At 69.6% G+C, this 20,460-nt stretch carries 19 protein-coding genes; 12 read left to right on the top strand and 7 right to left on the bottom strand.

The window, feature by feature from the left end; genetic code table 11:
* Positions 1-81: 81 nt before the first annotated feature.
* Positions 82-1,566, top strand: a complete 1,485-nt coding sequence (locus BFN33_RS01950) for an NAD-dependent succinate-semialdehyde dehydrogenase (protein WP_069758072.1) — start codon at positions 82-84, stop codon at positions 1,564-1,566.
* A 42-nt stretch (positions 1,567-1,608) separates the two neighbouring features.
* The gene (locus BFN33_RS01945; protein ID WP_069758071.1) at positions 1,609-2,628 is read left to right on the top strand and encodes a dihydrodipicolinate synthase family protein; all 1,020 of its coding nucleotides are present in this window, start codon (positions 1,609-1,611) and stop codon (positions 2,626-2,628) included.
* A 407-nt stretch (positions 2,629-3,035) separates the two neighbouring features.
* Here BFN33_RS01945 and BFN33_RS01940 read toward each other — a convergent pair whose 3' ends face one another.
* Positions 3,036-3,584, bottom strand: a complete 549-nt coding sequence (locus BFN33_RS01940; protein ID WP_256122592.1) for a MarR family winged helix-turn-helix transcriptional regulator — start codon at positions 3,582-3,584, stop codon at positions 3,036-3,038.
* A 146-nt stretch (positions 3,585-3,730) separates the two neighbouring features.
* Here BFN33_RS01940 and BFN33_RS01935 point away from each other — a divergent pair, with 146 nt between their 5' ends.
* Both BFN33_RS01935 and BFN33_RS49245 read left to right on the top strand, forming a co-directional pair.
* Positions 3,731-5,218, top strand: a complete 1,488-nt coding sequence (locus BFN33_RS01935) for a carotenoid oxygenase family protein (RefSeq protein WP_079140496.1) — start codon at positions 3,731-3,733, stop codon at positions 5,216-5,218.
* A gap of 103 nt (positions 5,219-5,321) precedes the next feature.
* A complete protein-coding gene (locus BFN33_RS49245) occupies positions 5,322-5,480 on the top strand; it encodes a hypothetical protein (protein WP_256122591.1) in 159 nt (52 codons plus the stop codon).
* Positions 5,481-6,182: 702 nt separating this feature from the next.
* Here the strand turns inward: BFN33_RS49245 and BFN33_RS01925 are convergent.
* The 6 genes from BFN33_RS01925 to BFN33_RS01900 form a co-directional block, all read right to left on the bottom strand.
* Positions 6,183-6,878 carry a GntR family transcriptional regulator gene (locus tag BFN33_RS01925; RefSeq protein WP_069758068.1) on the bottom strand — a complete coding sequence of 232 codons (696 nt, stop codon included), beginning with the start codon at positions 6,876-6,878 and terminating at the stop codon, positions 6,183-6,185.
* A 74-nt stretch (positions 6,879-6,952) separates the two neighbouring features.
* Positions 6,953-8,440, bottom strand: coding sequence for an aldehyde dehydrogenase (locus BFN33_RS01920; protein WP_069758067.1), 1,488 nt, complete (start codon positions 8,438-8,440; stop codon positions 6,953-6,955).
* 82 nt (positions 8,441-8,522) lie between these two features.
* Entirely contained in the window at positions 8,523-9,308 is a 786-nt protein-coding gene (locus BFN33_RS01915) for an alpha/beta fold hydrolase (RefSeq protein WP_069758066.1), read from the bottom strand.
* Entirely contained in the window at positions 9,305-9,856 is a 552-nt protein-coding gene (locus BFN33_RS01910; RefSeq protein WP_069758065.1) for an amino acid synthesis family protein, read from the bottom strand. Before BFN33_RS01910 ends, BFN33_RS01915 begins: the two co-directional genes overlap by 4 nt.
* A complete protein-coding gene (locus tag BFN33_RS01905; protein ID WP_069758064.1) occupies positions 9,853-10,452 on the bottom strand; it encodes an amino acid synthesis family protein in 600 nt (199 codons plus the stop codon). The genes BFN33_RS01910 and BFN33_RS01905 overlap by 4 nt, the downstream gene beginning before the upstream one ends.
* Positions 10,449-11,603, bottom strand: a complete 1,155-nt coding sequence (locus tag BFN33_RS01900; RefSeq protein ID WP_256122590.1) for an LLM class flavin-dependent oxidoreductase — start codon at positions 11,601-11,603, stop codon at positions 10,449-10,451. The genes BFN33_RS01905 and BFN33_RS01900 overlap by 4 nt, the downstream gene beginning before the upstream one ends.
* Positions 11,604-11,784: 181 nt before the next feature.
* On the opposite strand from BFN33_RS01900, the gene BFN33_RS01895 reads away from it, so the two are divergent.
* The 8 genes from BFN33_RS01895 (at position 11,785) to BFN33_RS01860 (ending at position 20,448) form a co-directional block, all read left to right on the top strand.
* Positions 11,785-12,720 (top strand): flavin reductase, encoded by a 936-nt coding sequence (locus tag BFN33_RS01895; RefSeq protein ID WP_069758062.1) that lies wholly within the window; start codon positions 11,785-11,787, stop codon positions 12,718-12,720.
* 28 nt (positions 12,721-12,748) lie between these two features.
* Complete coding sequence (locus tag BFN33_RS01890; protein WP_069758061.1) at positions 12,749-14,176, top strand: cytosine permease; 1,428 nt, start codon at positions 12,749-12,751, stop codon at positions 14,174-14,176.
* 151 nt (positions 14,177-14,327) lie between these two features.
* Positions 14,328-15,656, top strand: coding sequence for a type III glutamate--ammonia ligase (gene glnT / locus BFN33_RS01885; protein ID WP_069758894.1), 1,329 nt, complete (start codon positions 14,328-14,330; stop codon positions 15,654-15,656).
* Positions 15,657-15,713: 57 nt separating this feature from the next.
* Positions 15,714-16,571 (top strand): glutamine amidotransferase, encoded by an 858-nt coding sequence (locus tag BFN33_RS01880; protein WP_069758060.1) that lies wholly within the window; start codon positions 15,714-15,716, stop codon positions 16,569-16,571.
* The gene (locus tag BFN33_RS01875; RefSeq protein WP_069758059.1) at positions 16,559-17,233 is read left to right on the top strand and encodes a glutamate synthase; all 675 of its coding nucleotides are present in this window, start codon (positions 16,559-16,561) and stop codon (positions 17,231-17,233) included. Before BFN33_RS01880 ends, BFN33_RS01875 begins: the two co-directional genes overlap by 13 nt.
* A 168-nt stretch (positions 17,234-17,401) precedes the next feature.
* Complete coding sequence (locus tag BFN33_RS01870) at positions 17,402-18,721, top strand: FMN-binding glutamate synthase family protein (RefSeq protein WP_176742276.1); 1,320 nt, start codon at positions 17,402-17,404, stop codon at positions 18,719-18,721.
* Positions 18,718-19,806 carry an FAD-dependent oxidoreductase gene (locus tag BFN33_RS01865; protein WP_069758057.1) on the top strand — a complete coding sequence of 363 codons (1,089 nt, stop codon included), beginning with the start codon at positions 18,718-18,720 and terminating at the stop codon, positions 19,804-19,806. The genes BFN33_RS01870 and BFN33_RS01865 overlap by 4 nt, the downstream gene beginning before the upstream one ends.
* Before the next feature lie 9 nt (positions 19,807-19,815).
* On the top strand, positions 19,816-20,448 hold the full coding sequence (locus tag BFN33_RS01860; protein WP_069758056.1) for an XRE family transcriptional regulator: 633 nt from the start codon (positions 19,816-19,818) through the stop codon (positions 20,446-20,448).
* Positions 20,449-20,460 lie beyond the last annotated feature (12 nt).

The following is a 20,460-nucleotide window of genomic DNA, read 5'->3' as shown; positions in this document are numbered from 1 at the left end:
CCTCCGCAGCCGGACTCTGCCGCGTACCGCGCCCCGTTTTCCGAAACGTATCGAATGTCCCAGGGAAAAGAAGAAGGCCTTATGAGCACCAGGACCGCTGCCGCAGAATTCCTCAGCGAGAAGTCGCTCTTCCAGGAGTCGGCCTACGTCGACGGACACTGGGTCAGCCACGGGGAGTCCGGGCGGTTCTCCGTCGACAACCCTTCCACCGGCGCGACGATCGCGGATCTGCCGTCCATGAGCCGGGCCCAGGTGGCCGATGCCATCACGGCGGCCGGGCGCGCGCTCCCGGACTGGCGTGCCCGGTCCGGCAAGCAGCGGGCCCAGGTCCTGCGCCGTTGGTTCGACCTCGTGACGGAACACACGGAGGATCTCGCTCGCCTGATCACCCTGGAGGAAGGCAAGCCGCTCGCGGAAGCACGTGGCGAGGTGGCGTACGCGGCGTCGTTCATCGAGTGGTTCGCCGAGGAAGCGAAGCGCGTGCGCGGCGACATCTTCCCGGCCCCCGAACCGTCACGCCGCGTCCTCGTACTCAAGGAGCCGGTCGGCGTGTGCGTCGCCATCACGCCCTGGAACTTCCCGGCGGCCATGATCACGCGCAAGGCCGCGCCGGCCCTCGCCGCCGGATGCACCATGGTCGTCAAGCCGGCCGCCCAGACGCCGCTGACCGCGCTCGCGCTCGCTGAACTCGCCGAACGCGCCGGTGTCCCGGCGGGCGTCCTCAACGTCGTCCTCGGCAAGGCCCGTGAGATCGGTCCGGAGCTGACCGGCAACCCGGCGGTGCGCAAGGTGAGTTTCACCGGCTCGACCGAGGTGGGACGCGTCCTGCTCACCGAGTGCGCGCAGACGGTGAAGAAGGTCTCGATGGAGCTCGGGGGCAACGCGCCGGTCCTGGTCTTCGACGACGCCGACCTCGAGGCGGCTGTCGAGGGCGTCCTCGCGAGCAAGTACCGCAACACCGGCCAGGCCTGCATCAGCGCGAACCGGGTCTATGTCCAGTCCGGCATCTACGACCGCTTCGCCGAGGAACTCGCCGAGCGGGTCAGCGAGTTGACCGTCGGCGACGGCTTCGAACCCGGCGCGGAGCAGGGGCCGCTCATCGATGCCGCCGCCGTCGCCAAGGTCCAGGAACACATCACCGATGCCACCGGCCACGGTGCACGCGTCCTGTGCGGCGGGTCGGGCCATGAACGTGGCGGGTTCTTCTTCCAGCCGACCGTGCTCGCCGACGTGGCCCCCGGGATGAAGATCACGCGGGAGGAGACGTTCGGTCCGGTCACCCCGCTCATCCGGTTCGTCGACGAGGCGGACGCGATCCGCATGGCCAATGACACCGAGTACGGGCTCGCGGCCTACGTCTACAGCCGGGACGCCGAGCGGATCTGGCGAGTCTCCGCCGCGATCGAGGCGGGCATGGTCGGCATCAACTCGGGGCTGATCTCCAACGAGGTCGCACCGTTCGGCGGCATCAAGCAGTCGGGCCTCGGGCGTGAGGGCTCGGTCCACGGCATCGACGAGTACCTGGAGATGAAGTACCTCTCCTGGGAAGGCGCGGGTGCCCGGTAGACCTCCACGGACTCAACGCACACCACGAACGAAAGGACAGGCATGTCCGCATACACCCGTGCCGAGGCACGTGACTGGGCCCGCGAGAAGCTTGTCGGCGCGGTCAACTGCACCATCCCCTCGTTCACCGGCGACCTGCGGGCCGTCAACGAGCGAGCCGTCCGCCACGACATCCGCCTCGCCAAGGAGCATGGTTTCATCGGCACCCTCGGTGTCTCCGAGATCAGCATCACCCTCGACGAGTACCTGGAGTTCCTCCGCATCTCCAAGGACGAGGCCGGCGACGACTTCTACGTCGTCCACCACGCGAGCTGGAACGACCTCGAGCAGAACCTCGAAGCGGTCCGTGGTGCCGAAGCGGCAGGAGCGGACCTGGTGCTGCTGGCCTACCCGCCCAACTTCTACCCGGAGTCCGAGCAGGAGATCTACGACTACACCAAGGCGGTCTGCGAGGCCACGAACCTCGGGATCATCCTGTTCCCGATGACCATCTGGAACTTCGGCGCTCGCATCCACCCCTCCGATCTCCCGACCCGGCTGATCCGCCGTCTGATCGATGACATCCCCAACATCGCGGTCATCAAGGCCGAAGGCGGCTACCCCAACATCCAGAGCGCCGTCGAGTGCAACCGGCTCTTCGGTGACGAGGTGGTCATATCGGTGCCGATCGAGGGCGATCTGATCCCTCTGTCGCAGGTGATGCCCATTCAGTTGTCGGCGACCAGCGACCACGAGTACTTCGGTCCGATGATCCCGCGCGTCATGCAACTGCTGCGCGACGGGAAACATGACGAGGCGACGGCGATCTACTGGCAGCTGCACCCCGCCCGCAAGACCAAGGCCGCACTCTTCGGGACCCTGCACGGTGGGTCGGTCCTCAACCGCCAGGCCTGGAAGTTCCAGGGCTGGCTGCAGGGGTACAACGGCGGACCGCTCCGCCAGCCGACGATGCGCCTCCAGGACAGCCAGATGGCCGCCCTGCGCAAGGGACTCGTGGACGCCGGCCTGGAGCCGAGCATGGATCCCATCCGTGAGTTCTTCACCGGACGCAACCGGGCCTGAGCTTGAACCTCAACCTCGCCGGGGCACCTGACCTGCTGATCTCTTCGTCCTCGTGAGACAGCAGTACAGCCGTTCTTCACCCTTCGGCATATCGGGCAACGTCGCGTGGAGTACGGCCGCCGTGCGGAGTCCGGCTTGAGCAGGTACCGTCGACGCCGCGCTGAGCGACCGGGTCGTCCACATCGTGCGCGACGAACCGGAGTGCCATACACGCTCTCGGTCTGGCGTGGCTGGCCGGGCTCAGTGCACACGCCCTCCCGTACAGCTTTTGGGAGGGCTCAGAGGACGTTGACACGGCGGCGAGCGAGGGCGAGGACCGCCTGGCTGTCACGCCTGCCCCCGACGTGCCAACGTGTGCGCTGAGCGGTCAGCTTCTCCCCGCCGACCGACACCCGTCGCTGGGAACGTCACTGCGGCGGAACAAGCCGTCGCTGTCGTTCGGCGAGCGGCTGGGGCTGGTGCCGGGAGACTTTGGCGAGCAGACGCGCGAGGGTGAGCTCCTCGTCGGGGGTCAGGTGTTCCAGCCAGCTCTTCTGGCGATGCGTGGTCCACCAGTGCAGAAACTCGTCGATGACGGTCTCGCCCAGCTCGGTGAGGGCGATGACGAGCATGCGTCCGTCGTCGGGCTGGGGCGTCCGGGTGAGGAGACCGGCCCGTTCCAGGGTGTGCAGTGCCGAGGTGACGCTCGCGGTGGAGATGCTCAGCAGATCGGCGAGTCTGCGCGGGGACATCGCACCCTCGTACTTGAGCGTGGTCATCAGCCGGAAGCCGGCGAAGGTCAGGCCGGCGGGCCGGGCGAAGTTGGTCTCGATGTCGCGTTCGATCTTCTTGGCGACCCGGACCAGGTTGAAGCCCACCGACGCGGACGCCAGGTGCGGGTCGGCGTCGGGCAGGTCGAAGCCAGAGGCGGCAGCCAGACGTTCGCCATGGCGCGGCGGGGCCGGATCTTGAGTCACGGGCACCACTCTGCCTTCGTCACTAGCACCCTCACAAGGGACTCACCCTTCATTTCCTGCCCGCCAGTGTCTTGACATATCGGTTTCGGGAGCCTTCTACTGCACTTCAAGTCGCTAGAAGTCTAGCAATATCCCGGAGGTCTTCCATGACAGCGTCGTCCGCGCCCTCCCCCAGCCGCACGGGCATGCGGTTCCCCGACCAGCCGGTGTACTCGGGCTGGTCGACCCCCTCGCGCGTCGAGGCCGACATCTGCGAGATCGAGGCCGACGGGGAGATCCCCCGCGACCTGCGCGGCCGCTACTACCAGATCGCTCCCGACCCGGCCTTTCCCAACCGCACCGGCGACGACCTCCCCTTCAACGGCGACGGCATGCTGCGCATGTTCACCTTCGCCGACGGCCACGTCGACTACCGCAGCCGCTACGTGCGGACCGAGAAGCTGAAGCTGGAACGCGCCGCCCGCCGTTCACTGTTCGGCGCCTACCGCAACCCCTACACCGACCACGTCACCGTGGCGGGCAAGAACCGGGGGGCGGCGAACACCAGCGTCGTCTTCCACGCCGGGAAGCTCCTGGTCCTGAAGGAGGACGCCCGCCCCACGCGACTCGACACCGACTCCCTGGAGACCTACGGGGATTGGGACTTCGACGGTGGGGTCAGCAGCCCGACCTTCACCGCCCACCCCCGCGTCGATCCCGTGACGGGTGAGATGTTCGCCTTCGGCTTCGAGGCGAAGGGCCTGGCCAGCCGGGACATCGCGTACTACGTCCTCGACGCCCACGGCGAGGTCCTGCACGAGGTGTGGTTGGAGGCCCCGTACACCAGCATGATCCACGACTTCGTCGTCACCCAGGACTATGTGATCTTCCCGGTGATGCCCACCGCCGCCGACCTCGACCGGCTCAAGGCGGGCGGGCCGCACTGGCAGTGGGACGCGTCCAGGGAAACCTGCCTCGGAGTGATGCCGCGCTACGGCACCGCCGACCAGGTCCGCTGGTACCGCGGCCCGGCCCGGTTCGCCTACCACTTCTTCAACGCCTACAACGAAGGCACCACGATCCACATCGACGGCTGTGTCGCAGAGGCTCAGCCGGCCCCGTTCCTGTACCCCGACACGCTCGTATATGACGTCACCAAGGGCGTGTCCAGGATCACCCGCTGGACGGCCGACTACGCGGCCGACGACGGCAAGGGCTTCGAAGAGCAGGTACTTCAGCCGGAGTTCGCCGAATTCCCCCTCATCGACGACCGGGTGGAAACGGGCCGGCACCGCATCGGGTTCACGGGGGCGCGTGTCATCGGTGACGAGCACAAGAGCGCTGACGGCATACAGGCCCTCAACACGATCATCCGCTATGACTTCGACAAGCAGCAGGCCACCGGCCAGTACGTCCTGCCCGAACACTTCACCTTCCAGGAGCCGGTGTTCGTGCCCCGCAGCGACGGCGCACCCGAGGGCGACGGTTATCTCCTGGCCCTGGCCAACAACTGGACCACGATGCTGAACGACCTGCTCATCCTCGACACCGCCGATCTGGCCGCCGGTCCTGTGGCCACTCTCCATCTCCCCCTCCGCCTGCGCAGCGGCATCCACGGGACCTGGGTCCCCGAGCACCTCATCCAGGCAGGCTGATCCGGCGGAACGGCAACGACCGTCTCTACGCGGTCCAGGCCCCGGACGCACCAGAGCACCACCTACGGGGCCGCCTTCGCACCTGTGAGGACCGGTTGCTTTCTTGGCCGCAAACCCCATCCCGCATGACGGGCCGGTGCCGGACCGCAAACGGCACATCGGGACCGACATCCTCGGCCTGCTCTTGATCGGCTGCGTCACCGCCGCGATCATCGGCGACCGGGACGCCGCCGTGGGCCTGCCGCCACCGGCGACGCGATGATCCGGTGGCTGATGGTCACGCGGATGAGTCGGCGTCCGGCACGGCCACGGACCGCGGGCCGGCACTGAATTCCTCCGACGCCTCCAGCAGGAGCCACCCACGCTCCGCCAGGCGCCGGGCTTTCGACCGCATCCCTCGACCTTCGCCGGCGTCGCCCCAAGGCCCCGCTCCATCGCGAACTCCTTGGCCCGAAGCGGCCCGCAACCCGTGGATCGCCGCTGTTCCAGCACGCCCAGAAGCCGCTGACAGTCCGGCGCCAGAACCGCCACCGGCAGCCCTTCCCGCCAGGGCGGCACCGTCGAGCCCGGCACCGGCGCGAGCGACAGCGCCGCTTCCTCCTCCGGTCGTGGTCACGGCAGCGGACTCGGCCGCGGAGACCGCCAGGGCCTCGGCCAGTTCCTCCCGCGCGATCACCCGCCGGGCCGGATCGATCTCCGCGGCCGCCAACACCTCAGCCAACCGCGCGACTTCCTCCCGCGAACCCCCCACCCGCACGCGAGCAGCCGCCTCCCGCTCATCCAGCATTCCCAGCACCGACGCCACCGCGCACCGCTCGACCATGAAGCGGGCACAAGACGTCTCTTGGAGGGCGGATGCGTCAGCGGCCGGTGCGCCGCACCCGCCGGCGGTCGGCTGCTCGACTCCGCGGACCGGCTGCTCGCGCCCGCCGCCAGTCCGTGCGGGGTGTGCCCCGGCAGATCCTCAACTCCGCTGCTGTCGTTCGTCCATGCCCGCCATGAGGGCCTGGTGGCTGCGGCTGACGTGCTCGCGCATCACGCGTTCCGCGCCGTCGCCGTCCTTGGCGAGGATGAGGTCGAGGACGCGGTGGTGCTCATGGTCGGACTCGCTCAGTCGGCCGGGCTGGGCGAGCGAGGTGCGGACCAGGCGCTCGTAGGCCAGCTGGTTCATGAGCGTGCGGTAGTGCGCCTCCAGTTTGGAGTTGTCCGCGCCGATGACGATCAGGTCGTGGAACTCGTGGACCAGCTGGGCGTACCGCTCGGCGTCGCCCGCGCGGACGGCCTCGTCGGCCTCCCGCATGTTCTCCTCGATGCGGGCCACTTCGGGGACGTTGCCGCGGAACGCCAGCAGCCGGGCGGCGGCGCCCTCCAGCAGTTCCTTCATCTGGAACAGCTCGGTGATCTCGCGCCGCGACGGCACGGCGACGAACGTGCCCACCCGCGGGCGGACTTCCACGAGACCCTCGATCTGCAACTGTTTGAGTGCCTCGCGGATGGGGGTGCGGCTCACGCCGAACGTCTCCGACAGTGCCATCTCGGACAGGCTGGAACGGGGCGGCAGCTCCCCGCTGATGATCATCTGGCGCAGCTCTTCGGCGACCCTGGCCTGCATGCTGGTCTGCTGCAGCGGTTTCCGCGCCCGTCCACTGGGTTGTTGCATGGTACGTGAACGTAGTGTGGGGAGGCGCGCGGCGTCAACCTCCCTCGGCTCTGCCTTCTGCCATGCAAGGCGGCTCATGACCGCAGGACGAAGGGATCACCCACGGGTTCCTCGCTCGTGTTGACCCACACGCTCTTCAGCCGGGTGTACTCCCGGATGACCTCCGTGCCGTGTTCGACGCCCGTGCCGCTGCTCCTGAAGCCCGAGCGCGGTGACATCGGCGACATCGACCGGTACGTGTTGGCCCAGACGGTGCCCGCCTCCAGGCGCGCCGCCATGCGGTGGACGCGGTTGACGTCCCGGGTCCACACGCCCGCGGCCAGACCGTAGACCGTGTCGTTCGCGATGGCGAGGGCCTCTTCCTCGGACGCGAACGGCATGACCGTGGCGACGGGACCGAAGATCTCCTCCTGGCAGATGCGCATCGAGTTGTCCGTGCCGGTGAAGACCGTGGGGGAGTAGAACCAGCCGCCGAGACCGGTCACGGGCCGCGCTCCTCCGCAGACCACCTTGCCGCCCTCCGACAGACCCAGCTCGACGTACGACTCGACCTTCGCCAGCTGGTCGGCCAGGGCCAGCGGGCCCAGCTCGGTCGTGTCCTCCAGGGGGTCGCCGATGCGGATACCGGCGGCTCGCGCCGTCACCCGCTCCAGGATCTCGTCGTAGACGTCCCGGTGCACGAGCACGCGGCTGCCCGCCACGCACGTCTGGCCGGCGGCGGCGAAGATGCCGGCGACCACACCCATGGCCGCGGAGGGGAGATCGGCGTCCGGGAAGACGATGTTCGGTGACTTGCCGCCGAGTTCGAGAGTGCAGCGTACGAAGCGGTCCGCGCAGGTACGGGCGATACGGCGGCCGGTCTCGGTGGAGCCGGTGAAGGTCACCTTGGCCACGTCGGGGTGCTCGGTGAGCGGGGCGCCCGCCGTGGCGCCGTATCCGGTGACCACGTTGACGACGCCCGGCGGGAAGCCGGCCTGCTCGAAGAGCGGGGCGAGGACCAGCAGGGACGCCGAGGTGTGTTCGGACGGCTTGACGACCACGGTGTTGCCGGCGGCGAGTGCGGGGGCGAGTTTCGTGGCGGTCAGCAGGAGAGGGGAGTTCCAGGGGGTGATCGCGCCGACCACGCCCACCGGTTCGCGCAGGGTGTAGTTGAGCAGGTCGCGGCTCGCGCCCGGGATGACCTCGCCGTGGATCTTGTCGGCGAGTCCGGCGTAGTAGTGGAAGTACTCGGGGAGACCCGCGAGTTGGGCGCGCATCTCGCGCAGCAGTTTGCCGTTGTCGAGGGTTTCGGTACGGGCCAGCTCCGCCGCGTTTTCGCCGATGAGCTCGGCGAGGTTGCGTAGTAGGCGGCCTCGTCCGGTCTGGCTGAGGTCGCGCCAGCGACGGTCCTCGAAGGCGGTTCGGGCGGCTTTGACGGCGCGGTCGATGTCCTCGGCGGTTCCGTCGGCCGCCTCGTACCAGGGCCGGCCGGTGGTCGGGTTGAGGCTCTCGAAGTACTCGCCGGAGGCGGGGGCTGTCCATTCGCCGGCGATGTAGTGCTGGTGGCGAGGGAGTGGGGTCATGCGGGCTGCTCCTCGGCTGCGGGTTGTGTGTGGTTGCTCGCGGCCACGCGGCGGAGCCGCATGTCGGCGCGGACCGTCGCCCCTAGTGGGGCGCTGTCGTCGCCTCCGTGTGGTGAAGGATCGCGTCGACGAGGTCCTTCGGGCGCTCCAGTGGGAGCAGGTGACGTGCTCCTGGCACGATCATCGCGCGGGCGCCGGGGATCCTCTCGGCGAGCAGTCGGGACATCGCCGGGGTCGAGCCGGGGTCGTCCTCGCCTGTCACCGCGAGGGTCGGTGCCGTGATGTCGGGCAGGTGGGGCCACAGCGCCGCGTCCGCGGTGGCGAACACGTCGTAGCAGGCCAGGTACGACGTGCGGTCGTTCTTCAGCAGGGTGGTGAGGACCGGCTGGGACAGCTCCGGCTCACTGGTCCGCCACGTCGGCGAGAACCAGCGCTCCACCGCCGCGAGCGCCGACGCCTCGAAGTCCGCCACGGCCCGCTCCCGGCGTCGTGCCACCGCCGTCCGCTCTTCCTGCGATCGTCCGGCGACCGAGCTCACCAGGGTGAGTGAAGCTGTCAACTCGGGTCTCACAGCAGCCAGTTGTTGCGCGATCAGGGCGCCGAGGGAGAAGCCCACGAGGTGTGTGGGGCCTTCCAGTAGTGCCGCCACGTCAGCCGCCAGTTCCGGCAGGGACACCCCGGGAGCCGCCGGCGGAGAGGTGCCGTGTCCGCGCAGGTCGACCACTCTCACACGGTGCCGTTCGGCCAGTGCGGGCAGGCAGCGCGCCCACATCGACCGGTCGAGCCCCACGCCGTGGAGCAGCACGAGGTCAGGACCGGTGCCGTGCACCTCGTGGCTGAGCGCCACCGGCGGGCCCACCGTGGTCATCGTTCCGTCGACAGCGGCGCCAGCCGGGCCTGCGGCCGCCCCTGGGCCGCGGCCGCCAGGCCGATGACGATCTCGTCGGCGCGCGGGCCGTCCGGCACGCGGACCTCGATCGTCTGGTGGTGGGAGCGGATGGTGGCGTCCGTGATGTGCTTCAGCGGGATGTCGAAGACCGTTCCGGCCGCCGCGCGCTTCTCCACGGCCGGCAGCAAGGTCGTCGCCTGAGCCGCCTTACGGAAGTGGTCGCCGAACTTCAGCGTGTGGATCAGCGCCGAGCCGTGCTCGATCTCCCCGTCCAGTCCGACGATCGCCGCCTTCCCGTACGCCTCCACCGGCACCCCGAGCGCCTCCACCACCCGGGGGGCCAGCAACTCGCCGAGTTTCGGGGCGACTTCGTCGATCCCGGGCAGGAGGTCGGCGACGAAGCCCTGTCCCGCCCACGGGTTCTCGATCACGGCGAGCACCACCGCGGTACGGGCGGGCGGGTCGACGGGGCGGCCGCCCTCGGTGTGGATGTCCTCGGTGAAGGTGATGATCTTGCGGACGTTCATCGGGCGTTCTCCAGCAGGTCGACGAGACGGACGGCGGGATCCGTACGGCGGTCTCCGATACGGGCATTGGGGCGCGGGCCGGACGCTGCGGCGGCGACCACGACGAGCTCGTCGGGCCGGGGGGCGTCCGGGACGCGGATCTGGACGGTCTGGTAGTGCGAGCGGGTCGCGGCGGCCGTCTTGTGCCACAGCGGGACGGTGAGCGGCTCACCGGCCGGCAGCCGGTCGTCGCTGAAGACGATGATCGACGTGCCCTCGGTCAACTCCCGCAGGACGTTGCCGAAGTACGGCGTGTGGATCAGCGCGCCGCCGTGCTCGATCTCGCCGTCCAGGCCCACGACGGCCGCTTTGCCGAAGGCTTCGACGCGGTCGGCTCCGCCCAGCGCGTCGATCAGCTTCCCGGTCAGCAGCTGCGCCAACTCCGGTGCCACCGCCTCGACCTCGGGCTGCAGGTCGGCCACGAAACCGCGCCCCGCCCAGGGGTTGCGGAGCACCGCGGCCACCGCGACCCGCCGTACCGGAGTCGCCACCGGGCGGCCGAGTTCCAGCAGCACCTCCTCGACGACGGTCACGACCTTCCGGACGCCCGTGCTCATGCGGCGAACTCCGGCATGACCTTCTCCGCGAACAGCTCCAGGCTGCGCATCGCCTTGCGGTGTTCGAGCCCCGGGTGCGTGGTCCACAGCAGGAGGTGCTCCAGGCCGACCTCGTCGCGCAGCTCCGCCACCTTCTCGGCGACGTACTCGGGCGTGCCGACGAGCAGGTTCCTGTCCTGGAGGAAGTCGAAGGACAGCTCGTGCGCGTCGGTGAGCTCCTCGCCGGCCTCCATGAGATTGCTCAGCCCGCGCCAGTGCATGATCCAGCGGTAGGTCGTCATCAGCGCCTCCTCGAAGTCGGCGCGGGCCTGCTCCATGGTGTCGGCGACATAGACGTCCCGTACCAGGCCGATGCCCTCGCCGAGGGTGTACTCCCGGCCCGAGGCCTCGCTCGCCGTGGCGCGGTACAGCTCGAAGCGGTCCTTCAGCGCGGACACCGGCGGGAGCCAGAACATGCCCTGGACGCCGTCGGCAGCCGCTGCCTGGATGGAGCGGGGGCTGTCGATGACCTGCCACAGGGGCGGGTGCGGGCGCTGCAGGGGGAAGGGAGTGACCTGCATCTTCGTGATGGCGCCGGCGGTCGTGTAGTCGTCCGTCGCGGGGGAGAGCGGGTGGTTCCATTTCACGCCGGGGGCCGGGAACTCGTAGAAGCGGCCCTTGTGGGAGAAGAACTCGCCGCTCCACGCCTTGCGCAGGATCTCGACCGTCTCGTCGTACAGCGCCCGGTTCTGCTCCTGGTCGCGCGGGTCGGCCAGGGCGTTGAGGTTGAGTGCCTCGCGGCCGTACAGACCACGGCCGAGGCCGACCTCGACGCGGCCGCCGGAGAGCTGGTCGAGCATCGCGATGTCCTCGGCGAGCCGCAGTGGGTGCCAGAAGGTGGCGATGGACGCCGCCTGGCCGATGCGGATGCGTGACGTACGGGCCGCGATGTCGGTGCCCATGAGGACCGGGTTCGGCGTGATCTCGATCGCCTCGTGCCCGAAATGGTGCTCGGTGTACCAGGTGGACCAGAAACCGGCCTGTTCCGCGGCGACTGCGAACTCCCGGGCCTCGTCCATCATTTGGGCGTACTCGCCGAGCCGCCCGGGGGCTCCGAGGTTGTGGAATATCGAGAACCGCATCCCGTGACCTTCCCTCTCTCGCTGTGCCATGGCAGTGAGGCTAGGAGTCCGGAATCGGTGCCGTCAAGGGTTAACTACTCCGAAACAAGTCTGACCTGTGTGTTTGATCGACATCGCGGCAATCACCAGGCTTTTCCGGATGAGGTGTTGACACCGAACCATCCCCTCCCTACGGTCCTCTGCCATACAAGAGCTGACTGAGGGACCCACCATGACCCACACTCTTGACCGCCCCGCCGCCGCCGATCGCAGCTCCCGTGTCCGCTCCGCTTGGCGCGCCGCCTGGGACCAGGGACACCTCGACGCCCTGGACGATCTGCTCAGCCCCTCCTACGTCCGCCGCCGCGGGCCCGCGTCCGTCACACAGGACCGGGACCAGCTCAAGGACTCCATCCGCGCCGTCCGTGAGGCGTTCCCCGACCTGCGGACCGAGATCGAGGACATCGTCGAGGACGGCGACCGGCTGGCGATCCGCTGGCGCAGCGCCGGCCGGCACACCGGGGACTTCCTCGGTGTGCCGCCCACCGGGAAACCGGTCGAGGTGTCCGGCGCGACCTTCGCCCGCTTCGAGGGGCCCTCGGTCGCCGAGGAGTGGGTGACCTTCGACTCCCGGCAGCTCCTGGAGGCGCTCGGGATCATCTCCACCGTCCAGCGGGCCGCCGTCGACGCCGACCTGGTGCGCGGGGTGCACCGCAAGTTCATCACCGGCGTCACCGTGGTGACCACGGACGACGACGGCACGCCCCGCGGCCTCGCGGTCAACGCCTTCTCCAGCATCTCGCTCGACCCGCCAATGGTCCTGGTCTGCGTGCAGCACAGCTCCAGCACCCATCCCGCACTGCACCGGTCGAGCCATCTCGGCATCAGCATCCTGGCCGCCGACCAGCTCGACGTGGCGAAGACCTTCGCCTCCAAGGACGACGACAAGTTCGCCCGTATCTCCTGGACCCCCGGTGACTTCGGCGCCCCGCTGATCGACGGCTCCTGCGCCCAGCTGGAGGTCGAGATCGGACAGCGGCTCGAGGCCGGCAGCCACACCGTGTTCACCGGCCGGGTGGTCTCCGCCCGGCACGACGACCTCGCCCCGCTGGTCTACAGCGGCGGCGGTTTCTTCGACATCTCGCACACGGCGCCGTTGCCGTGGTGACCCCGACCCACCCGAGCAGGAGCACCACATGACAGACGGAACACCGGCGCCGGTCTACGGCAGCGCGGTCACCAAGATCGAGCCCTTCGGCATCGACCACATCCCCGACAACGAACGGCACGGCAAGCCCAGCTCGCAGTTCTTCGTCTGGTTCGCGGCCGGTCTCAACTTCCCGATCATCCTGCTCGGCTTCAGCGCGGCCTGGTTCGGACTGAGCTTCGGCGCCGCCGTCACGGCCATCGCCGTCGGGGCGGCGGTCGGCTCGCTGCTGATGGCCGTCATGTCCCGGATGGGAGTACGGCTCGGCGTGGCGCAGCAGGTCCAGGCGCGCGGCCCGCTCGGATTCTTCGGCAACTTCCTGCCCGTGGCATACATCAACGTCTTCGCCGGGATCGGCTGGGCCGCGGTCACCGTCATCCTGGGCGGCAAGGCGTTCGCCGAACTGACACATCTGCCGTTCTGGCTGTGCGGCGCGGTGCTCACGGCGGTCGAGCTGGTGGTGTCGATCTACGGCTACAACATGATCAACTACCTGCAGAAGGCGCTGACCTACGTCCTCACCCCGCTCTTCCTCCTCATCACCGTGGTCGCGGTCGTGCGCGGCGGAAGCCTCTTCCACGCCGACCCGAAGGCGTCCGGCTACATCGGCTCCGCCGGCGGCTGGGTCACCTTCGGAGGCTGGTTCCTGTCCTTCCTGGTGGCCTGGGCGCCGTTCGCCTCGGACTACTCCCGCTATCTGCCGGACACCCCCGAGGTCGTCACCCGTACCGCCTGGTACACCGGCCTCGGCAACTTCGTCACCATCTGCTGGCTGGGCATCCTGGGCGTGGTCGTCGGCGGCAGCGCGACCAGCTCGGACTCGATCACCGCTCTGCACCAACTGGCCGGCCCCTTCGCCGTGCCCGCCCTGCTCGCCGTCGGCCTGTCCGCACTCGCGCAGAACTTCCTCAACGTCTACGGTGGCGCGATCTCCGTGCAGACGCTGAAGATCCCGGTCAGCCGCTCCCAGGCGGTCACCGTCATCTGTCTGCTGGCCTACGCGATCAGCCTGTGGGGCGAGTCGGGCACGGAGGACAAGTTCAAGGTGTTCCTCAACCTGACCGCGTACTTCATCGCCCCCTTCGCGGCCGTGCTGCTCCTCGACTTCTACCTGGGCGGCCGCTCCGACCCGTCCCGCGTCTCCGAGCTCTACGACCGCCGCCGGGTGCTCGACTGGGGCTTCGTCTCCTGGGCGGGCGGGGTGGCCGCCTCGGTGCCGTTCTGGCAGTCCAGCTTCTACACCGGCCCCTTCTCGACCGCGTATCCGGGCGCGGGCGACCTGAGCATGTTCGTCGCGGCCGGAGCGGGCGCGGTGCTGTACCTGCTGACGTACCGGCTGAAGCCGCTGTGGGTGCGGGGTTCCTCCCGAGGTTCGGCCGAGCTGGGCTCCAGCGAACCGACGGCTGTCGTGTCCTGACGGAGCCTCAGGGCCGGGTCCGCCTCTTCGGAGGCGGTGCCCGGCCCTTCGGCTTACGGGGACCTTCCATGGCGGAAATCCGGCCGTAACACCCAGGATGTCTACTCAGATGCAACATTGATTCACCACAGTGGACACCCTGGGAGGGGCCATGACGACCGACCCGGAACCGGACGCCCCCGATCTCGCCGAGCTGGTCCGCGCCGACGGCATCGAGTTCGTGCTCGCCGTCTTCGTCGACCTCACCGGCAAGCCGTGCGCCAAGCTCGTCCCGGCCCAAGCCGTCGAGGAACTCCGGGACGCGGGCGTGGGGTTCGCCGGATACGCGGCCGGCGCGCTTGGCCAGCAGCCCAGCGACCCCGATGTCATCGCCCGGCCGGACGCGGCCTCGTACACGCCCGTCCCCTTCGTCAAGCCCGGTCTCGCGCTCGTCCACTGCGACCCGTACGTGGAGGGGAAGCCCTGGCCGTACGCCCCGCGGGTCATCCTGCGCGGACTGCTGAAGCGGGCCGCCGAGCGAGGACTGTCCCTCTCCGTGGGCGCGGAAGTCGAGTACTTCCTCGTCAACCGGGACGAGCACGGCGTGCTCAGGGTCGCCGACGTCAGGGACACCGCTGCCCAACCCTGTTACGACGCACGCGGGTTGACCCGGATGTACGACCACCTCACCGCGGTCTCCAGCGCCATGAACTCCCTCGGCTGGGGCAACTACGCCAACGACCACGAGGACGGCAACGGCCAGTTCGAGCAGAACTTCCAGCACGCCGACGCCCTCACCACCGCCGACCGGGTCATCACCATGCGGTACCTGGTGTCGGTACTGGCCGAACAGCGCGGCATGACGGCCACGTTCATGCCGAAGCCCTTCACCGACCGCACCGGCACCGGCATGCATATGCACATGTCGCTCTGGCGGGGCGACGACCCCGCCTTCCCCGACGCCACCGACGGACGCGGACTGGGCCTCTCCCCGCTCGCCTACTCCTTCCTCGCCGGGATCGTCGAGCACGCGCCGGCCCTGCAGGCCGTGATCGCCCCCACGGTCAACTCCTACAAGCGCACCGGCGCGGTCTCCACCCGCTCGGGCGCCACCTGGTCACCGCGCGTGGCAAGTTACGGCGGCAACGACCGCACCCACTTCGTCCGCGTCCCCGACGGCAACCGCATCGAGCTGCGCGGCGGAGACGGCGCCGCCAACCCCTACCTCGCCGCTGCCGCCGCCCTCGCCGCCGGCTTGGACGGCATCGAGCGCGACCTCGACCCCGGCGAGCCGGGCGCGGGCGGCAAGGGCCCCGAACTCCCGCCGACCCTGCTGCACGCGGTCGAGGCCCTCCAGACGGACGACGTGATCAGCGGCGCCCTGGACGTGGCCGGGAGCGGCGTGAGCCGGTACTTCGCGGACCTCAAGCGCCAGGAGTTCTTCGACTGGCACGCGACGGTCGGCCCCTGGGAGCTCGACCGCTATCTGACCGCCTTCTGATCGCCTCTCGCCTTTTGATCGTCTTCCGCCTTTGACCGCCTTCCGAAGGGACTTGAGATGTGCGGAATCGTGGGGCTCCATCTGCGTGACCCCTCACTCGAACCACGGCTCGGCGAGTTGCTGAGCGCGATGCTCGGCCAGGTCGTCGAGCGCGGCCCGGACTCGGCGGGTGTCGCGGTGTACGGCGACCCGCGGCTGTCCCCGCCGGGACAAGCCGTCGTCTCACTGCTGGGCACCTCGAAGACCGAGGTGGAAGCCGCGCTGCCAGGGGTGGTGGCCCTCGACGCCGACGCCACCACCGTGGTGCACGCCGGTGCCGACCAAATTGCCGCCGCGCTTCCCGAAGCCACTGTCATCGGCTCCGGCGAGGGGTTCGCCGTACTCAAGGGCACCGGGAATCCCGTCGAGTTGGCGGACGCGTTCGGGCTCGCCGGGGTGAGCGGCTGGCAGGGCGTCGGCCACACCCGCATGGCCACCGAGTCGGCCGTCACCCCCGAGGGCGCCCACCCCTTCTCCGTCGGCCCCGGACAGTGCCTGGTGCACAACGGCTCCTTCGCCAACCACGCCACCATTCGCCGCGAACTGCGCGCCCAAGGCGTCGAGTTCGACAGCGAGAACGACTCCGAGGTCGGCGCCCGCTTCGTCGCCCACCAGCTGGAGCAGGGCACCGACCTGGAGAAGGCGCTGCGGCTGCTGTGCGAGCGGTTCGACGGTTTCTACACGTTGCTGGTGTCGACCGGCGACTCCTTCGCGGTCGTCCGCGACGCCATCGCCTGCAAGCCGGCGCTGGTCGCCGAGACCGACGCATGGGTGGCGATGGCCTCCGAGTACCGGGCGCTGGACGTCCTGCCGGGTATCGAGAGCGCCCGGATCTTCGAACCCGAGCCGGAAGAGGTGTACATATGGCGACGCTGATCGACCTGGCCAGGACACCGGTGCGGGAGCTCAACCAGGCCCTGCACGCCCCCGAGGCCGCGTCCTGGCGTGTTCTCAACCCGCGCGGCGCGCACGCCGTGGCCTGCGGGATCCGGGAGGATCTCGCCGTCGACATCGAAGGTCACGTCGGCTACTACTGCGCCGGCATGAACCAGCGTGCCACCGTGACCGTCCACGGCAACGCCGGCACCGGAGTCGCCGAGAACATGATGTCCGGCACCGTGCGGGTGCGCGGCAACGCGTCCCAGTCGGCCGGGGCCACCGCCCACGGCGGACTGCTCGTCGTCGACGGGGACGCCGCCGCCCGCTGCGGCATCTCCATGAAGGGCGTGGACATCGTCGTCGGCGGAAACGTCGGCCACATGAGCGCGTTCATGGGGCAGGCCGGGCGGTTGGTCGTCTGCGGCGACGCGGGGGAAGCCCTCGGGGACTCCCTCTACGAGGCGCGGATCTACGTCCGGGGCACGGTGAAGTCCCTCGGCGCGGACTGCGTGGAGAAGGAGATGCGGGCGGAACACTTCGTCGAACTGGCCGAGTTGCTCAAGGCGGCCGAGCGGGACGAGGACGCCGCGGATTTCCGACGGTACGGCTCCGCCAGGACGCTCTACCACTTCAATGTCGGCAACTCGGCGGCGTACTAGCGGCGGCGTATCAGCCCCGCTGGGAGTCCGAATTCATCTGCCTTCCGTATTCATCCGCATTCCGCGGGCCGGATGTCGCCGGTCGCGCCCGCGCGGTGGAGCCGCACATCCGTACGGCCCCGCGCCCCTCAGGGGGTGCGACACCTCGCCCCATCAGAGGAGTTGACATTGGAACCCGCGGCTTACGGCCTGCGCGAGTCGGCCACCTTCGACCGTGCCACCATCCACGCCATCCAGCGAGCCGCCGAGACCGGCGTCTACGACATCCGTGGCTGGGGCGCCAAGCGGAAGCTTCCGCACTTCGACGACCTGTTGCTGCTCGGCGCCTCCATGTCGCGCTACCCGCTGGAGGGTTACCGCGAGCGCTGTGACACCGACGTCGTCCTCGGCACCCGGCACGCCAAGCACCCCCTGCGGCTCGCCACCCCCGTCACCATCGCCGGCATGAGCTTCGGCGCCCTGTCCGCCCAGGCCAAGGAGGCCCTCGGCCGCGGTGCCAGCGAAGTCGGCACATCGACGACCACCGGCGACGGCGGGATGACCCCGGAGGAGCGGGGCCACTCCAAGCACCTCGTTTACCAGTACCTGCCGTCCCGCTACGGCATGAACCCCGACGATCTGCGCAAGGCCGACGCCATCGAGGTCGTCCTCGGCCAGGGCGCCAAGCCCGGCGGTGGAGGCATGCTGCTCGGCCAGAAGATCACCGAGCGCGTCGCGGGCATGCGGACGTTGCCCGTCGGCATCGATCAGCGCAGCGCCTGCCGCCACCCCGACTGGACCGGCCCCGACGACCTGGCCATCAAGATCCTGGAGCTCCGGGAGATCACCGACTGGGAGAAGCCGATCTATGTGAAGGTCGGCGCGACCCGGACGTACTACGACGTCAAGCTCGCCGTGCACGCCGGCGCCGACGTCGTGGTCGTCGACGGAATGCAGGGCGGCACGGCCGCCACCCAGGACGTCTTCATCGAGCACGTCGGCATCCCCACCCTGGCCGCGCTGCCCCAAGCGGTACGGGCGCTGCAGGAGCTGGGGGTCCACCGCGAGGTCCAGCTCATCGTCTCCGGCGGCATCCGCGGCGGCGCCGACATGGCCAAGGCCCTCGCTCTGGGCGCGGACGCGGTCGCGATCGGGACGGCGGCGCTCATCGCGCTGGGCGACAACCACCCCAGGTACGATGCCGAGTACCGTCAACTGGGCTCCGCCGCAGGCTACTTCGACGACTACCAGGACGGCCGCGACCCGGCCGGCATCTCCACCCAGGACGAGGAGCTCGCCGCCCGCCTCGATCCGGTGGAGGCCGGTCGCCGGCTCGCGAACTACCTGCGTGTGATGACCATGGAGGCCCAGACCCTTGCCCGCGCCTGCGGCAAGGCCCACCTCCTGCACCTGGAGCCCGAGGACCTGGTCGCCCTTACGATCGAGTCCGCCGCCATGGCCCGCGTCCCACTCGCGGGTACGAACTGGATCCCGGGGGAGGGGCTTTGATCGCCGTCGTAGGCGCCGGACTGATGGGCGCGGCCACCGCCTGGCAACTCGCTCGTCGCGGCCACGAGGTCACGCTCGTCGAGGCGTACGACATCGGCCACAGACACGGCAGTTCGCACGGCAGCTCAAGGATCTTCCGGCGGGCCTACGCCGACCCCTTCTACGTACGGCTGACCGGGCAGGCGCACGAGCAGTGGCGGGAACTGGAGAAGGACAGCTCGACTCCCTTGCTGCGCACCACCGGTGGCCTCGACTTGGGCGAGGGCCGCGACACGAAGGAACTCGCCGCCCTCCTCGATGCGGCCGCGGTGCCCCACGAAGTCCTCGGCCCGGAAGCCGCCTCGGAGCGCTGGCCGTACATCCGCATCACAGGACCCGTGCTGTACCACCCAGACGCGGGCGTCGTCGACGCCGACCAGACCGTCGCGGCCTGCGTTCGGCGGGCGATCGAGCACGGCACGGAAGCGATCATCGGCGTGCGCGTCACGGGCATCGACGTCCAGGGCGACGAGAAGGTGCTCCTGCGCACCGACGACGGCCGCGAGATCGTCGCCGACACGGTGGTGATCGCTGCCGGTGCCTGGCTGCCGGACCTCGAACTACCCTTCTCGCTACCGCCGTTGGAGGTGACCCAGCAGCAGGTCTTCCACTTCCGGCAGCGGGATCCGTCCATGCGGTGGCCGACCCTGATCTGGGACGGGGAACTGCATCTCTACGGGCTGCCGTCGGGAAGCGACGGCGGTCCGCTGCCCGCGGTCAAGGTCGCGGAGCACGATCGCGGCACCCCCACCACCGCCCGCACCCGCAGCGGGGCCGTCGACCCGTCGTCGCGCACGCGGGTGAGCGGCTTCGTACGCGACCGCCTCCCGGGCCTCGAACCCGACCCGGTGGCCGATGCGACCTGCCTCTACACCACCACCCACGACGAGGACTTCGTCCTCGACCGGCACGGTCCGTTCGTCATCGCCTCCCCGTGCTCCGGCCACGGCGCGAAATTCGCCCCGTTGATCGGCGCGATGGCGGCCGACCTCGCCACTGGCCGGGCCGAGCCCCACCCGCGCTTCCGACTGCACCGCGCGGGCTAGGATTCGCCGGTGACCGAGCATCCCGCCCCCGCACCGGACTCCGCGGCCCCCGACGACTCCGACGACAAGGCGCTGGAGCGCATCATCGCGGTCCGCGCCCGCGAGTACCGGCAGGCGGCCGGGCTGTCGGTCGGCGACATGGCGCAGCGGGTCGGCATCTCCAAGGCCATGCTGTCGAAGATCGAGAATGCCCAGACCGCGTGCAGTCTCACCACGCTCTCCCGGCTCGCCCGCGGTCTGGACGTCCCCGTCACGGCCCTGTTCCGCGGCATGGACGACGAACGCGAGGCGGTCTTCGTCCCCGCCGGTCACGGCGCCCGGATCGTACGGCGGGGCACCAGGGTCGGTCACGAGTACGCCCAGCTCGGCTCGCTCCGGGGCGCCCACAAGCGGATGGACGCCCTGCTGGTCACCCTGACCGAGGAGAGCGAGGTCTTCCCGCTCTTCCAGCATGCGGGCACCGAACTCCTGTACATGCTGGAAGGCGTCATGGTCTACGGCCACGGCAAGTCCAGCTACACGTTGCGCCCCGGCGACGCCCTCCAGTTCGACGGCGAGGCCCCGCACGGCCCGGAGACGCTGGTCGAACTCCCCATCCAGTTCCTCACCGTGACGGCCTTCGGGGACAGCCCCCAGCACTGAAGCTCGGCTTTG

This window comes from Streptomyces sp. LUP47B (assembly GCF_001746295.1).
Lineage (GTDB): Bacteria > Actinomycetota > Actinomycetes > Streptomycetales > Streptomycetaceae > Streptomyces.
Note: the sequence above shows the minus strand (reverse complement) of the source record. Positions and strands in the feature narration are given on the sequence as shown.